Genomic DNA, 16,006 nt, shown 5'->3' with positions numbered 1-16,006 from the left:
CTTTCGTGCACGGGTAACACCGGGTCAACTGCCCAGTGCGCGGCTGATGGCCATAAATCCTGGCCCGGCCAGCACAATCAGCAGGGCAGGGAACAGAAACACCATCATGACCACCGACATCTTTGCCGAGAGTTTGGAAATGTATTCCTGCAGACGGGTCAGGCGTCGGTCATCGATCAGTTGCTTGAGCGTGAGCAGAGACTTCAATGCGCCGCCGCCCTGATGAATCAGTTGATTGAGGATCACACAGGTGTCGCTCAGCTCGTCGACGTCCAGCAGGGCGGCGGTTTTTCTCAGTTCTTCGCCCAGTTCCAGGCCGGAATCAACGCGCATCAGCACCACGCGAATTTCCTCGGACAGCACCGGCAGCAGGTCTTTGCCTTCGTTGCTGAGCACCCGAAGCGCCTGCTCGACCGCCATGCCGGACTCGAACAGGATGCGCAGCAACGGGATAAAGGTAGAGATTTCCACCACCACTTGTTTCTGACGGCGCCGAGCCACGGCTGCCAGGATCCGCTTGGGCAGCAGATAGCCGACGCCCAGGGCAAAGATCGGCGCGATCAGCGGTTGCTGGATGCCTTTGAAAAACAGCAGTTGGCCGAGGATGACAATGACCATCAGGCCGACCGGGACGCCGACCTGGCAGGCCGCGAACAACGAGCGTTTGCTGGCGCGCCGCCAGCCGATGCGGTTGAGCAGTATCTGGGTTTCCGAATCCAGGCTGATGCTGCGTTGACCTATGCGGGTGTCACCGAGCAACCGCAACAGGCTGCCGATGCGGCTCTCGCGGATCACCTGGCCCCTCAAGCGTCTGGCCACCAGGCGTTCATTACTACGTTGACGGGCTATGCCTGACAACAGCAGAAATGCGGCAGCGGCAAGCATCATGGCGGCGAATAACAGTTCCATCTCAAATGCTCCTCAACATGCGCCACAACACCACGCACCCCGTGACCTGCAGGGCGAAGGCCACGCTCAGCATGATCTTGCCGCTTTCGTCGTCCCACATATGCAGCAGGTAGCTGGGGTTAACCGCCAGAAAGTAACCGGCCATGCTGATCGGCAGCAGGGCCAGCACTACGGCAGTCATTCGGGTTTCGCCGGTCATTGCGCGCAATTGGCGACCGGCCTGTTCCCGATCACGAATCAGCTTGATCAGGTTTTCCATCAGCTCGCTGGCATTGCCGCCGTAGCGGTGGTTGACCCGCAAGCCGATGGCGAACAGGTGAAATTCGTCGCGCTCATACAGTTCGGCAAAGTCCCTTGCCGCATCCGGCAGACTGACCCCCAGTTGTACGTTGCGCTCGATCCGGCTCATGCCGTCCTTGAGCGGCTGGTCGGTGGCGTCGATGCCGTGCAGCACCGCGTCGGCCAGGGTTCTGCCGGACTTGAGGCTGCGCACGGTATGGTCGAGCAATTGCGGCAGTTGCTGGATCATGCGGCGCACGCGGACCTCATAGCGCCACGATACGAACACACGCAGTGTCAGAGGCACCGCCAGCAGCACGCTGAGCGCACCGACGACGCCGGCCGTTGCGTAGCCGATCAGTATCAGCAGCGCATACAGCGACAAGGCCAGGCCCATGCGTTTGGTCGGCTGTCCCAGCCCGGCGCGCAAAAAGGCCCGATCCAGGTAGCTCCAGCCGGTCTTTTCGGCCACGGGCTGCACTTGCCCGGCCATCAGCCGCTGCCGGACCCGTTCACTGGCTCCCTGATTGAGCGCCAGGTAGAACATGCGAATGGACGCAATAAACAGCAGCAAGGAGATCAGGCCCAGTACCAGAGACGCACTCATGCCGACTCCTTGAGCATGTCAGTAGCCAGGCCGCAGCTTGTCGCCAGCGGCGTGGGCCGCTTCGCGCATGAAGCCGACCCCGGTGCGGCGATCAACGCGAAACAGGGTATTGGTGACGTAGATGTCATCGCGGATGCCGACCACTTCCACCACTTCACTGACACAGCGGCGCCCGTCAGGCAGGCGCGTCAGCTGGATAATCACATCCAGTGCCGCGCAGACCATCTGGCGCAGGGTCTTTTCCGGGATCAGCCGCCCGGTCAGGCCCACCAGCGTTTCCAGACGCAGCAGGGCATCCTGTGCATTGTTGGCGTGCACGGTACTCATCGAGCCGTCGTGGCCGGTGTTCATCGCCGTCAATACGTCCAGCACTTCGACGCCGCGAATCTCACCGAGGATGATGCGGTCCGGGCGCATCCGCAGCGAGTTGCGGATCAGGTCGCTGGCGCGCACCTCGCCATGCCCTTCGGCGTTGGGCGGGCGGGTTTCCAGGCGCACCACATGCGGGTGACTGAGCTGCAGCTCGGCAACGTCCTCGATGGTCACCAGCCGCTGATTGCTGTCGATCAACTGGCTCAGCACGTTGAGCATGGTGGTCTTGCCCGTGCCGGTGCCGCCGCTGACCAGAATGTTGCAGCGTTTGCCGACGGCCTCCTGGAAGAACTCGAAAATCGACTGATCGATAGTCTGCATGGCCACCAGGTCGGCGCTCTTGAGCATGTCCTTGCGAAATTTCCGGATCGACAGACACGGGCCGTCCAGCGCAATGGGCGGAATGATCGCGTTGACCCGGCTGCCATCGGGCAGGCGTGCGTCAACCATCGGTGAAGACTCGTCCAGGCGGCGCCCGAGTGGTGCCAGGATGCGTTGCATGACGCGCTCCACGTGGTGCGAATCGATAAAGCGCAGGTCGGTGTGGTGCAGCACGCCATCGCGCTCGACAAAGACCTTGCCTGGCCCGTTGACCAGAATTTCCGTCACCGAGGTGTCGCGCAGCAGCACTTCCAGCGGGCCGAAACCGGTCAGTTCGTCGACCAGTTCTTCAGCCAGGCGCTCCATTTCGTAACGCGAGATGGCCAGCCGCAGCCGTGCGACGTATTCGGCCACCTTGTCGATGACAAATTGCGCCAGGGCCGGTCGTGAGCCTTCGAGCAGGCTTTTGCCGCTTTCTTCCATGCCGTCGATGATGTAACGGTGCAGCACCAGTTTCAGGCCTTGCCCATCGTCAGGCTTGCCTTGCGTGCGCGATGAGACGCCAAACAGTTTCTCCGCCATTACCGGTTCCCCCACAGTCGAGCGAGCCAGCCCTGATCGGCTTTCTCGCGAGCCTCGGTATGCCGTGCCAGATGCTCGCCAAGCCGCCGCAGCCCGGAGCACAGCGCGTCGCGTGACGCCAGTTCGAACAGCGTCACGCCCTGATTCTTGGCGTTCAGGCGCAACTCCGGTGCAAGCGGCAGCACCGCCAGCACCGGCAGGCCGAAGGTTTTGCTCACGGTTTCGGAATTGGGCGCGACCGAGCGCTGATAACGATCGACCAACAGGCCGGCATGCTGCATTTTCATGCCCTTTTCGCGCCAGTTGTTGAGCACCGTCAGGTTGCGTCGACAGCCCAGCACGCTCTGGTCGGTGTACCACAGCAACTGATCGCAATGGCTGACCAGCGAGCGCAAGGCTTCGCTGTCCGGCTGCCCCACCAGGTTCACGACCACATGCTGAAAATGCTGGCGCAGCGCGCTGAGCAGCATATAAAGCTCGGCGGCACTGGACTGTTCCAGATGATCGTCGGCTTCGCTGTAAGCCAGAATGCGCAGGCCGCTTTCGCTGGTGGTGAAAGCACTGTCGATCAGCGTTGCATCGAGTCTGCGCAAGTGGCGCAGGGCGTCACCGAAGCTGAAGGTCGACTCAAGACCGAGCATCAACAGGCTGTCGCCGCGTGGCAGGCCTAGGTCCAGTAGCAGCGTGCGCTGCCCGCTCTTGTGCACGACCATCGCCAGGTGCGTCGCGATCAAGGCCCCGTCGTCATCGCTTTGTACGCCGTACAGCACCGACAGGCCGCTCATGTTCGGGTTGGGCGTCACGGCGGGCAGGCGCTTGCTCAGGCGTCTGACCAGACCGGCGACCTCACTGGAGCGAGAGCCATAGGCAACGAAATCCCTGGCTCCGGCGCGCATGGCATTGAGCACCAGCTGGTTATCCATGCCATCGCCGAGCGCAACGATGGCCAGCATCGGTTTGGCTTCCAGCGCACTTTCGATCAGGGCGCTCTGGGTCATCAAATGCTCACGGTCCAGGCCGACGAACACCACGCTGGCGAACGTCACGTCCACCAGCGCGAGCAGGTCGTCGAGGCTGCCCGTGCCGGCACTGACCACCTGGCCCAGCGAACCCAGGGCACTTTGCAGCCACTCCAGGTCGGTGTTGTTACGGGTGATTGCCAGGAAGGTCTGGCTCAGGCTCTGGCTCATTTGGATAACCCGTCGCGGCGGTCGAAATCGCCGCTTTCCAGAAAATACAGACGCGGGAAGCTCGGGTCATAGGTGCGCAGTGCCTCACCCGGCAGCGACGGTAGCCGGGCGTTGGCGGCCAGTGGCTGGACCAGATGCGGAGTGACGATCATCAGCAGTTCGCGCTCGTCGCGCTGGATTTGCGAGCTGCGAAAAAAGGCACCGAGAATCGGGATGTCGCCGAGGCCGGGAAACTTGTCCACCGAACCGCTGTTGCTGGAACTGATCAGGCCGCTGACCACGAAGCTCTCGCCGTCGGCAAGCGCAATGCTGGTGTCGGTACGGCGGATGTTCAGCGCTGGCACGGTGGTCCCGGCGATGGTGATACCGGCCGAGAAATCCAGCTCGCTGACTTCCGGCGCGACCTTCAGCAGAATCCGGTCCCGGCCCACGACAGTCGGGGTCAGGGTCAGGCGCACGCCGAACTCCTTGTACTCGATGGAGATACCGTTGCCTTCACCATTGGGCACCGGCACCGGGAATTCGCCGCCGGCCAGAAAGCTCGCGCTTTGCCCGTTGAGGGCGACCAGGCTGGGACGTGCCAGGGTGTAGGCGTAGCCGCTGTTTTCCATGGCATTGATCATGCCCAGCACCTTGCTGCTGCCACCGCCCCAGACGATATTGAAGTTGCTGTTGTTCAACGGAATGTTTGGCCTTGTGCCGCTGACGGTGCCGGGCGTGACGTTGACACCCGGCACTGTGCCGGGCGCGCCAAACAGAAAGTTGTTCGAGCCCTTGCCGAAGATCGAGGTACTGGCCTCCTTGAGCTTGGTGCGGCTGACTTCGATAAAGCGGATGTCAGTCTGCACCTGGCTGGGTAACTGCGCATCGGCAGACGGCGCGGTGACACTCTCGACCATGGCGGTCGTCGCCCGGCCACGCACGAAGACCATGCTCTGGCGCGGCGCACTTGCGCAGGCCGTCCAGACCATCAGGCTGGTCGTCCCCTGCGCGACACCAGTCAACAGAAAACCGTCGGTGCCGTTGACGTGCACATCGGCGATTTTCGGATCACCCACGGCGATGCGGGTGATGGGCACCGCTGAGCGGACCTCCTGTTGAATGCCCTGGTCGATTTCCACGGCCGCCGGCATCGCGGCAAGGCCGGCACAACTGCCCGAAGCGGCCCACGCGCCTGGTGCGCACAGTGCTGCGATGACTAACGCCAGCAAACGGGGTTTTATAACTGGCACGGAACAACAGCTCATCAAATGCAATCCTTGCTCAATCAGGGAGTTTGTTGCGTGATCTGGTTACCGCGTATGACCTCGACAGCGCGAGACGTACGCGGGGTTGCGCCTGCTGTTGGCGCGCTGACCGGCCCCAGGCTCAGTTGTCTGAAGCTGACCAGTTGGCGGTTGGCTGAATCGAGTCGCTCGGCAGCGTCAGGGCCGCTGGCTTCGTTGGCCCAGTAATCCTGCAGGTTGCCCTCGTCGGCGCTGCGCACGGCCAGACGCAGGACACCGGTTTGCGACGCCAGCATCAGGCGCGCCACCAGGGCTTGCGGCACCGCGACCGTGACGGTCCGCGCGTTGATTCGCTGCTGCTCCTGTTTGAGGCGTTCGTCAGCGTTGATGTTCTGCACCGGCTTGCCGTTGCGGTCCGGACCGAGCAGCCCGCCAACGCCGAGAATCCGCAGGGCAGGCACCACGACCTGGCTCGACCGATTCGGATTGCTCACGTCCTCAGGCAGGTAAAGCAGCACATCCACGTAGTCGCCGGGGCTGAGTTGCCCGGAGGCGCCCGTCACTTCATCGACCTGTAATGCCAGGGCCCGCTCGTGTGGCCGGATCATTCGCGCCAGGGTGCCGCCTGCTTCGAAGTTGCTCTCCGTAAGCCAGCTTCCGGCGGTCAGCGTGCGCCAGCTGCTGCGCCCGACGATCTTGTCGATCGCTTCAAAGCTCCCGGGTGGGGCGACCTTGAGGCGCTCGATGGTCAGGTCATCAGCCGTGATTGCGGTGTAGGCAGGGATATCCCTGGTCAACACCACGACGTTGTGACGCAGAGCGTCCTCGACGGGAGGAGTCGGCGCAGGCGGGGTGGTTTGTTCGGTGGTTACAGGTGGCGCCGATGGTGGGGGTTCAACAGGCACCTCAGTTGGTCTGCCGACAACAATTCCCAGATATCCAGCGATTAACGCACCCAGCAAAAACAGTACAGCGAGCACCATGGTGACACGACTGCTCATGGCAAGTTTCCCTTTGTCATCGCAGGATATTCTCGAACCGGTGCATCAACTTTAAACACAGCAACGGTGAACGGCATAACGGCTTTTAATGACATTAGCTCATTCATTCAAAAGCGCCATTGTGCTTTGGTATATAAGGGTTTTTTACTGACGAGACGCCGTTTGAGTCCTTTGTTTTTTTGGGTAGTGTAGGGACTATAACTTTCCGGTTAATACTTTGTTGCGATTGTGGGTTTATGGATTGCAGACAATGCTGGAGGGGCACACAGTTTCGCATGTGTCATGCATGTTCGCGTCTCGGAGGCGCAAGGAGAAATGAGATGTTCCTGACCAAGATTTACGTAGGCGCCTATACCCGGATCAGTTGTTTTTTGAGAGATCGTGAAGCGGCTTCGGGTATTGAATACGCTTTGGTGGCAGCGATGGTTGCTGTTGCGTTGATTGCCTTTGTTCCAACGATAAGCGCAAGTGTGGGGGCGATTTTCACAAAGATTCAGACTGCCTTGACGGGTACTACGACAGGGGCCTCCACACCTGCTGCGGGGTAGTCTATGATTGCGACATGAGTTCACCCTGTTGAGAGAACCACATGGCTGTCCACCCCATCCGCCAACAACTGCTTCTGGTTGATGACGAAGAGGACGCGAACGAGGAATTGGCAGAACTGCTCGAAGGTGAGGGGTTCTGCTGTTTCACGGCGTCTTCCGTCAAGATGGCCTTGCACCAGTTGACCCTCCACCCGGATATCGCGTTGGTGATCACTGACCTGCGGATGCCGGAGGAAAGCGGCATCCAGCTGATCCGTCACCTGCGCGATCACACCTCACGCCAGCATTTGCCCGTTATCGTCACCTCCGGCCACGCCGACATGGATGACGTCAGCGACCTGCTGCGTTTGCACGTGCTCGACCTGTTTCGCAAACCGATCTATCACGTGCGTTTGCTGGAAACCCTCAACAACCTGTTTCCCGAGCCGAAGGTTTTTCAGGTTCAGTGACGACAGGCACCGCGCCCTGCAGCATGCTCACGCTGGAGTATGGGCACGAAGTCAAAGGCCTGTCGTTCTTCACGCTCGAGTGGGAATGCCTTTCTTGACGCTCTGCGTCACACCCGTCTGCGTTCACTCCACCACGCTGAATTCAACCCGCGCCGTCTGGCCGCTCTCGTCCAGCACGCTTAACTGATAACGCCCCGGTTTACTCAGGGTGGGAGTGAAGTCTTGCCGGGTGTCGGTGTCTGCCAGAGGTTTGCCATCGATAAACCACCAGCGGTGGCCACTGCCGCCGAGTGCCGAGAGTGTGAGGCGTAAAGCCTGACGACTGGCGGCAGGCAGGCGCAGGTTGTCGCCTTCGCGCACACCGACAATGCTCAGCGGGGGCGCCAGGTTCAGGTTCTGTGGCGGGCAATCCGGGTCAGCGGGCGGCAGGCGTGCATCACGCCGCTCTGCTCTGGGTAGCCAGGGCTCCAGAGGCGCAGGCCACAGCGCGATGTCCTGCGCTCGGGCGTCCGGACAATTGGCCGCGACGCGCAACCCCTTGGCATTGACCCAGACACGCTCCTGCAAACCCAGCCCGAGCGGTTGGTCGGCCGCTTGCAGGGTGGGCGGCGTGGTGCCGTCCAGCGTCCAGGCGAAACGTTGGCGCCGGCAATTAGGGTCGCTTTTGCTCATCGGTTGACCCAGCGGCCAGCAGATGGCGGCCACACCGACGTTCTGCGGCACGGGTTGCACCGGTGCGGCGATCCCGCGCTGACTGTCGCGATTGACCAGCACATCGTGCACCTGAAGCATCAGCGGCGCCGCCGAAGCCAGCCCGAACTGCCCTGGCACCGGTGTACCATCCGGCCGGCCGATCCAGACACCCACCAGGAAACGCGGCCCGACGCCAATCGCCCAGGCATCGCGGAAGCCATAGCTGGTGCCGGTTTTCCAGGCCAGTTGCGGGCGCTGTACCAGCTCGGCGCGCGGGTCGATGTCCGGGCGCGACTGACCACTGAGAATGCGTCGAATGATCCACGCAGCGCCCGGTGACATCATGCGCCGCTCGCGCAGTCGGTCCTGCGGTTGCAGTCGAACATCGGCACTGCGCCCGCCGCGCGCGAAGGCGCTGTAGCCTGTCACCAAGTCCTCTAACCGACTGCCTGCGCCGCCAAGAATCAGCGCCAGACTCGGCTCCGCCAGCGGCGGCAGGGTCAGGGGCACGCCGCCATTGCGCAGTTCGGCGGCGAAGCGCTTCGGCCCGTAGACCTCCAGCAATTGCACGGCAGGCAGGTTGAGGGACATCGACAGCGCCGAACTGGCCGCCACCGGCCCGCCGAAACCGCTCGAAAAGTTGCCCGGTCGATAATCGCCATAGCGCCGCGGTACATCCTGCATCAGGGATTCGGAGTGGATCAGCCCGGCGTCCATGGCCATGCCGTACAGGAACGGCTTGAGCGTCGAGCCCGGCGAACGCAGGGCGGTGACCATGTCCACATGGCCGAAGCGCTTGGCGTCATTGATGTCCACCGAGCCGACGTACGCGCGCACGGCCATGTTTTCCGCCTCGACCACCAGAATCGCTGCCGACGTTCGTTCCGGGAGGCGTGCGCGCCAGCCCATCAGCAGGTCTTCCATGCGCCGTTGCAGTGAGGCGTCCAGCGTGGTGCGGATCAGTGGCGGGCTGTTGGGGCGATTCAGGCGTCGGGCCAGCAACGGCGCCAGGCTCGGTTCCTGTCGCGGTGCCAGCCATAAAGGCTCTTCCAGTGCTTCGTTCACGCTTGCTTGCGGCCACACCTGAAACTCTGCCAGACGCCTCAGCACCTTGTCGCGGGCCTGTTGCGCGCGCTGCGGGTGACGATCAGGACGCAGGCGGCTTGGCGCCTGTGGCAGCACCGCTAGCAATGCCGCCTCGGCGCGGGTCAGGTTTTGCGGCGACTTGCCCAGATAAGCCCAACTGGCGGCTGCGACGCCTTGCAGTGTGCCGCCGAACGGGGCGCGATTGAGGTACAGACTGAGGATCTGATCCTTGGACAGGTGCCACTCAAGTTGCAGCGTGCGCCACAGCTGGCGAAACTTGCCGGATAGCGTACGCGAATGCGGATCGAGCAACCGCGCCACTTGCATCGACAATGTGCTGCCGCCCGAGACTACACGGGCACCGCTGAGGTTTTGCCAGGTGGCGCGTAACAGCGCCAGCGGATTCACCCCGGGATGGCTGTAGAACCAGCGGTCTTCGTAGGTCAGCAGGGCTTCGAGGTAGTAGGGCGAGACCTGCTCATTGCTGACCAGGTAGCGCCACACGCCATTGGCGTCGGCAAAGCGCCACAGTGGCGTGCCGTCCTCGGCCAGGACGACGCGAGCCAGATCGTCCCTGGGCAGTGGCAGCGGCCAGAGTCGGTCGGCCAGCCAGAGGAGGGCGATCAGCAGCATGATCGCGCCCGCCAGCCACTTGAATGTTCGTGGCAGGCGCAGAAGAAATTCAGGTTTCAACGCAAAGAGCCTTTATGATCCACGGAACCTGACACGCATTGCGACAGCCAAAGCGGACAGACCATTTTCTTCACGACCCCAATCAGGACGTACATATGCAGGTAGAAGGCTTTTTTGAATGGCTCGGGCAGGCCATCGGCGCGATCATTCGCTTCTTTGTCGACGGTCTGGCGTGGTTGTTCAACGGGTTTACCCATGCTGGGGGAAATTTTGTCGATGGCTTGTCCCGCACGCTGGGCATGGACACCTCGCTGATCAGCATCATCGCACTGGTCATCGGCCTGATGCTGCTGTACTCGGCGGTCCGCGCCTTCATGCGCGCTTCGATCATCCTTGGCATCATCTGGCTGGCGCTGGGCCTCTGGTTGCTGAGCTGGATCATTCATTGATGCGTTGAAAGGCTAGCCTGCCGCCATGGTGGGTGAACGGGGCGACGCCTTCGCGAGCAAGCTCGCTCCCACTGGATCTGCGGTGTGTCGGGGCAGTTGTGTATGGTGCCTCGATCGTTTCTGTGGCGCACATCTGAGACACTTTTTACTTTTGTAGGAGCGAACTTGTTCGCGAAGGCTCTGGTACGGGCGATACATCTTCAGCGGATGTACCGGCCCTTTCGCGAACAATGCGGATCGCCGCCCCGGTCGCTCCTACTGGATCTGTGGTGCGTCGGCCCCTTTGTGAGCAAGCTTGCTTCCACTGTCATGCATTCCAATCAATTGGCGATCATTTCCCCTTCACCACCATCTGCGCTGGCGCTTCGCCCAGGGCTTGCCAGTTCGGGCGGTACATGGATTCGACCTGCGGCGGCGGTACGCGGTAGGTGCCCGGGGTGACGGCTCGCGCCAGGTAGAGCAGGTGCACGGTGCTGCTGCCCTCGATGTCCAGGGCTGCCACGTAGCGGTCGCCACGATATTCCTGATGTTTGATCCCTGCGTTTTCCATCGACTCGCGGATGGTTTTCACCTCCTCGCTGGCGTCTTCCAGGCTCGCCGCGCTTTGCGCCAGGTTCTGGTTTTCCAGCTCCAGGCCTGCAGGCAGCAGGTCCACCACCAGCGCATCCGGCACGCGCTGTTTGGCACCGATTTCCAGGTGCACCAGCACCAGTTGCCCGGTTTTCAAGGCGCCGATGTTCAGCGGTGCGCCGCTCAGGTTCAGGTACTCGCGGCGAATGCTCAGGTTTTCGCCACCCGCTACAGGCGCCTGGGTGGGATAACCGGAGACGGTCAGTTGCTGGTAAAGCGCTTCGCTGCTCTGGTTGTGTACCGAAAGCGGCGAGGCCAGCAACGAACCGTCCAGCTTGAGGCCCGGCTGCCGGTTGCTCAGCTCGCGGGTTTGAGTGCCGCTGGCGATGCTGGCGGTCCAGTCCTTTTCCGGTTTGCCCAGCAGGTTACGGCCAGCCATGAACAGTGAATTGCTTTCCTGCGTGGACAGGTAACGATTGGCGGCCACCTCATCGGCCAGGGCAAACAGGCGCTCATCACGCTTGTCTTTGGCGAGGTCGTTTTCTTCCAGCAGTGCCAGTATCAACGCCTGATCACGCAGCGAGCTGCCGTAGTCAGCCAGCCATTCATTCTTGCGGCTGGCGGCCAGACCCGCCATCAGGGCCTGGTCGGCGCGGGGTTTGTCGCCCATCTTCTCCAGCGCGACTGCCAATTGCACCAGCGGCAGGCCGGAGCGCGCGTCGCTGCGGCGGTCGAACAGGCTGCGCAAGGCGGCGAGCGGTGCCTGCTGACTGCGCGACAGCACCAGCCCGGCATAAGCTTGCACAGCGAAGCGCGTATGTTCGGCGTTCTGGCTGTAATTGACCTGAATCTGGCCGGCATCCTGCAGATAACGCAGCAGGCGTTCACTGGCTTTCTTCAGCGCATCCGGCGGCACGGCAAAGCCCTGATCGCGGGCGCGCAGCAGAAAATCGGCGACATACGCCGTCAGCCAGTATTCCTCGTCGCTGTCCGAGCCCCACAGGCCAAAACTGCCGTTGTAACGTTGCATGCCCAGCAGCCGCTCGATGCCGATCTCGACCTTGCGCTTGCGTTCGGCATCCGTTTCGCCGGTCAGGCCCAGGCGCTTGAGGGTTGCGGCATCGGCATACAGCGACGGGTACAGGCCGCTGGCGGTCTGTTCCAGGCAGCCGTAAGGGTAGGCTTTCAATGCGCGAATCTGTTCGCCGAGGTTCAAGGGCGGACGGCTCGACAACGACAGCAGCGCCTCGCGACCGGCTGGTTCGAACGCTTCCAGCGCGCCCTCCGGCAGGCTCCAGGGCTGATCATTGAGGGTGGCGCGGTAATGCTTGAGCATCGCCGGGTAGGCCGGGCGCACACCGACGGTCCATTCGCGGGTAAAGGCCGGCAGGTTTTCGCCCGGCAGGTCCAGACCTTCGACCAGCACCTTGATTTTGCCCTGACCCAGGCCGCCTTGCGCCAGCACCGGAACCTTCAGGGTGACGCGCTGGCCCTCCTTGAGCTGCAGGGGCTTGCTCTGGTCGCCGCCCGGAAGGCTCAACTGGCCCTCAGCGCTGATTTTCACGTCCAGCTTCTGTGCCTTGCCCGACAGGTTGGAGACGTCGAGCGCCACGCTGGTCTGGTCGCCGCCGGCAAGAAAGCGCGGCGTCGACAGTTCGGCGATGATCGGCGCAGCAACCACAGTTTTCGCCTCGGCCATGCCGTAGCGGTCGTCGGTCCAGGCTTGAGCCATGATTCGTAGCTCGCCGTTGAAGTCCGGGATATCGACGCTGACTTCACCTTCACCGGCGTCATTGAGCGTCACCGGCGCACTTTGCAACGCCACGATGGTGACGCTGGTGTCCGGACGTTTGCCGCCCTTCGCCAGTGCATCGCCACCGAACGCCATGCTTGCCAGGCGCCCCTGGCCGGCTTCGATCAGTTGACCATAGATGTCCAGTTGGTCTGCTCCGTACTGCTTGCGGCCAAACAGGCTGGCAAACGGATCGGGCGTCGCGTAGCTGGTGATGTTGAGGATGCCGACGTCCACCGCCGACACCAGCACGTGGACCTGTTTGGGTACGCTGCCGTCAGCATTTTTGGCGGCGACCTTGAGGGTCAGGGGTTGTCTGGGACGCATTTTCTCCGGCGCGGTGACCGTCAGCGCCAGCTTGCGCTGCGCCCGGTCCAGCGGCAGGTGCAGCACGCCCACCGCGCGCTTGGGTGTGACATTGGCCTTGCGTTCACCGGGACGTATCACCAGAGCGGTGACGTACAGGTCGTGGCGCGCCCATTTTTTGTCCAGCGGGATGTCATACGATTTGCCTTCGGCAGGCACGTCGATTTCCTGCCACCACAGCGGGCCTTCACTGGACTCGACCAGCAGATAACCCTTGCCCGCAGCAGGCGGGGTGACAGTGATTTTCGCGGTGTCGCCATCGTTGTAGGCCGGCTTGTCCAGCGCCAGCTTGACCTGATCCGGTCTGACCGCGCCGCCGTCAGTGTTGTCCTGCCAGCGATAACCGGCCCAGAAGCGCAGGCTGCTGACCATTCCGGTGGACGGATCTTCCACCTCGACACGGTAAGGACCCCATTCGACCGGGAAGCTGACTTTGGCGGTGGCGTCCTTGGTGATGCTGACAGTCTCTTCGTTGAGGTTGAGGAATTTCTCGTTGAAGTGGTAACTCCAGCCGTCGTCGGCCGAGTAGTTCCAGTAGTAATCGCGGCGCTCGCGGATCAGCCGGACTTTCACGTTGTCAGCGGCCAGCTTGTTGCCAGCCGCGTCGGCCATGACGATTTCAAAATCGGCCGGGCCGTCGCCGTTGGTCTGCGCCTCGCCCTTGGCCTCGTTGTCGTAGTCATCACCACCCGTGCTGCTGCCGAACAATGCACGCACGCCGGGCAGGTGTTCGGCAGGCCAGATCGGCTGCACCAGACGACGGGTGATCGGCCGCCCGCCAGACTCTTGCAGGCTGGCTTGAAGAATCAGTTGCAGCGGCGATTTGGCCTGCGCCCACTCGCTCTGCACGGCGAGCGTCGAACGACCTTCGGCATCGAGGGTGACGGGCTCAAGCTCCAAATCATGCTTGAGGTCTTCTTCGGTGATCGAGCCGAACTGATAACCCGGCAGCTTCGGCACCGCCTCGCGCAGCGGGCGGACATAGACCTGACCGGTCAGCGTATTGCCCGAAGCGGGGGCGCCGTACAGATAGCGGCCAGTGATATCGAATTGCGGGTTGTCAGCAGGCGCCACCGGCGTGTCGCTGCCCTTGAGCTCCAGCGCCAGACGCTCGGGCAGGAAGTCCTCGACCTTGAACTCGTAGAGCTGCGGTTTGCCGTCGCCCAGGTCGAACACCAGTTGCCAGCGTCCGGTGGGCGCTTCGTCGGCAAGCGGCAATTGATACTGGTAGAAACCGTTGCTGTCGGCTTCCCAGACGAATTTGCGGCTGACCTGATCATCGGGACGGCGCACTTCGACGGTGACGGGCTGCGGCTTGACGGTGTTGCCGTCGCTGTCGCGCAGCAAGCCGTTTAGCAGCACGGTTTCGCCGGGGCGATACAGGTCGCGCGGGCCGAAGATGAAGAACTGCAGCGGGTGAGCCTGCGGGCCGGAGATATCGAACTCGGCCAGGTCCAGCGCCGAGCTGTTGAGGCGCAGCATGCTGGTCTGTTCGTCCTTGTGCGCCAGTACCACGGCAGCCTTGGCCGGCAATGGCAGTTGCGCGTGGCCGTCGCTGTCGGTCTTGCCCTGGGCGACGACCTTGCCGTTGTCGTCATACACATCGACGCTGATATCACCCAGGGCCTTGCCACCCTCGAGCGCTTGAGTGAAGACGTCCAGACGGTTGCTGTAACGATGCACCGACAGGCCGATGTCACTGAGCGTCAACAGGGTGGCCGGCTGCGAGTAGCTGTAGGTGCCCGAGGCGCGCATCACCGCCAGATACACACCTGGCTGTTGCAGGGGCTTGATACCGGCTATCGGCAGCAGCAGGGTTTCACGGGTGTTGCGCGCGGGCTTGAGGTCGAAGCGGCCGCTGTAGATCAGTTCGGCCATGGGCAGCAGTTCTTCGGAACTGTAGCTGGACAGGCTCGACGCGCCGTCCCACTGGGCGAGGAAGTTCGGCATCGAATCGGGTTTGACCCGGAAGAACTCGACATCCACCTTGTCGACGTTCAGCGCGATCACCGGCAGGCCCTCGGCCAGACGGGTCGGCAGCAGGCTGCCACGGCTGGCAAAACCGACAGAGGGCTGCAAGTCGCGGGTTTCCAGACGGCTGATGTATTCGGCGGCGAGTTTGGCCTTGTTGACGGCCAGCAAACCGGCATCGACGGTCAGGACCAGTTTGCGCTGCGGCTCCAGGTGGCGCAGGCGCAATTCCATGAGGTTGTCAGATAGCTCCCAGGCACCGTCGACCTTGCCGCTCTTGCTGTCCACCAAGTGAAGTTTTTCGTCGAATTTCTGCTCGGGGTCGAGCGGTACCGAGAAGCTCACCGACAGGGTGCTTGCGCCGTCGACCTGGATTTCCGACACGTCGATGACCGTCAGTTCGCGGCCTGCGTAGCGCTTGCTCAGCGCGGCGAGGTCGACTGCGGGTTTGGGTTTTGTGTCGGTGACCGTTGCCTGGGTCGTGGGGGCCGTGGCGGGCGCGGGTTTATCCGTGGATGAAGAATCACAGGCGCTCAGCAGCACAAGCGCGCAAGCCAGAAACAATCCTTTGTTTAACATGGGGGCACTCATCGGCAACGGTAGAGAGGATGCGACTATATAACAGTCGTGATGACAAGTATTACTGTCAGATTGACCAGTAAGGTTACATATCGAACGGACTGACTATCGTGCAATTGCGCGTTGGCATGCAGCGGGTGACGCAGAGCGTCACGAAATGCATTCCCAGGCTGTGGACTGACCCCAAAAAGTTAGACAGTTGACTATCGTTCCTCACGCTCTGCGTGGGAATGCCGTTCGTGACGCTCTGCGTCACACGGCGGTTTTTCTTTGTCAGGTGGATTTGGGTTCGGCTCAGGTCACCTTTTCGCCCCTCGGCGAGTCACTTTGATGGGGCCAAAGTGACCAAAGCCCCTGGCTCCGTTTCCGGCCCGACTTCGTCG

At 62.2% G+C, this 16,006-nt stretch carries 11 protein-coding genes; 3 read left to right on the top strand and 8 right to left on the bottom strand.

Translation table 11 applies throughout. The features are described from left to right. Positions 1–24: 24 nt before the first annotated feature. Genes GE543_RS26510 through cpaB form a run of 6 tightly spaced genes read right to left on the bottom strand, consistent with a single transcriptional unit; the run spans position 25 to position 6,487 of the window. Complete coding sequence (locus GE543_RS26510; protein WP_153222730.1) at positions 25–909, bottom strand: type II secretion system F family protein; 885 nt, start codon at positions 907–909, stop codon at positions 25–27. A gap of 1 nt (position 910) precedes the next feature. After that, complete coding sequence (locus GE543_RS26505) at positions 911–1,795, bottom strand: type II secretion system F family protein (protein ID WP_003419403.1); 885 nt, start codon at positions 1,793–1,795, stop codon at positions 911–913. Between the two features lie 18 nt (positions 1,796–1,813). Next, complete coding sequence (locus GE543_RS26500; protein ID WP_003313926.1) at positions 1,814–3,070, bottom strand: CpaF family protein; 1,257 nt, start codon at positions 3,068–3,070, stop codon at positions 1,814–1,816. Then, positions 3,070–4,260, bottom strand: coding sequence for a pilus assembly protein CpaE (locus GE543_RS26495; RefSeq protein ID WP_003399727.1), 1,191 nt, complete (start codon positions 4,258–4,260; stop codon positions 3,070–3,072). The genes GE543_RS26500 and GE543_RS26495 overlap by 1 nt, the downstream gene beginning before the upstream one ends. Beyond that, the gene (locus GE543_RS26490; protein WP_032699785.1) at positions 4,257–5,507 is read right to left on the bottom strand and encodes a type II and III secretion system protein family protein; all 1,251 of its coding nucleotides are present in this window, start codon (positions 5,505–5,507) and stop codon (positions 4,257–4,259) included. The genes GE543_RS26495 and GE543_RS26490 overlap by 4 nt, the downstream gene beginning before the upstream one ends. A gap of 20 nt (positions 5,508–5,527) precedes the next feature. Further along, entirely contained in the window at positions 5,528–6,487 is a 960-nt protein-coding gene (gene cpaB / locus GE543_RS26485) for a Flp pilus assembly protein CpaB (protein WP_153222729.1), read from the bottom strand. Between the two features lie 320 nt (positions 6,488–6,807). On the opposite strand from cpaB, the gene GE543_RS26480 reads away from it, so the two are divergent. Both GE543_RS26480 and GE543_RS26475 read left to right on the top strand, forming a co-directional pair. Next, entirely contained in the window at positions 6,808–7,035 is a 228-nt protein-coding gene (locus GE543_RS26480; protein ID WP_058398697.1) for a Flp family type IVb pilin, read from the top strand. A 41-nt stretch (positions 7,036–7,076) separates the two neighbouring features. Beyond that, positions 7,077–7,484, top strand: coding sequence for a response regulator (locus tag GE543_RS26475; RefSeq protein ID WP_003340978.1), 408 nt, complete (start codon positions 7,077–7,079; stop codon positions 7,482–7,484). Positions 7,485–7,607: 123 nt separating this feature from the next. Here GE543_RS26475 and pbpC read toward each other — a convergent pair whose 3' ends face one another. Then, complete coding sequence (pbpC, locus tag GE543_RS26470) at positions 7,608–9,956, bottom strand: peptidoglycan glycosyltransferase PbpC (protein WP_153222728.1); 2,349 nt, start codon at positions 9,954–9,956, stop codon at positions 7,608–7,610. 95 nt (positions 9,957–10,051) lie between these two features. Between pbpC and GE543_RS26465 the strand changes: the two genes are divergently transcribed. Then, positions 10,052–10,345, top strand: coding sequence for a hypothetical protein (locus GE543_RS26465; protein ID WP_003307908.1), 294 nt, complete (start codon positions 10,052–10,054; stop codon positions 10,343–10,345). Positions 10,346–10,676: 331 nt separating this feature from the next. On the opposite strand, the gene GE543_RS26460 is transcribed toward GE543_RS26465, so the two are convergent. After that, positions 10,677–15,623 (bottom strand): alpha-2-macroglobulin, encoded by a 4,947-nt coding sequence (locus GE543_RS26460; protein ID WP_153222727.1) that lies wholly within the window; start codon positions 15,621–15,623, stop codon positions 10,677–10,679. Positions 15,624–16,006: the final 383 nt, after the last annotated feature.

The sequence above is a fragment of the Pseudomonas sp. SZ57 genome (assembly GCF_009495975.1).
GTDB classification, from domain to species: domain Bacteria; phylum Pseudomonadota; class Gammaproteobacteria; order Pseudomonadales; family Pseudomonadaceae; genus Aquipseudomonas; species Aquipseudomonas syringae.
This window is presented reverse-complemented; position numbering and strand designations above follow the sequence as displayed.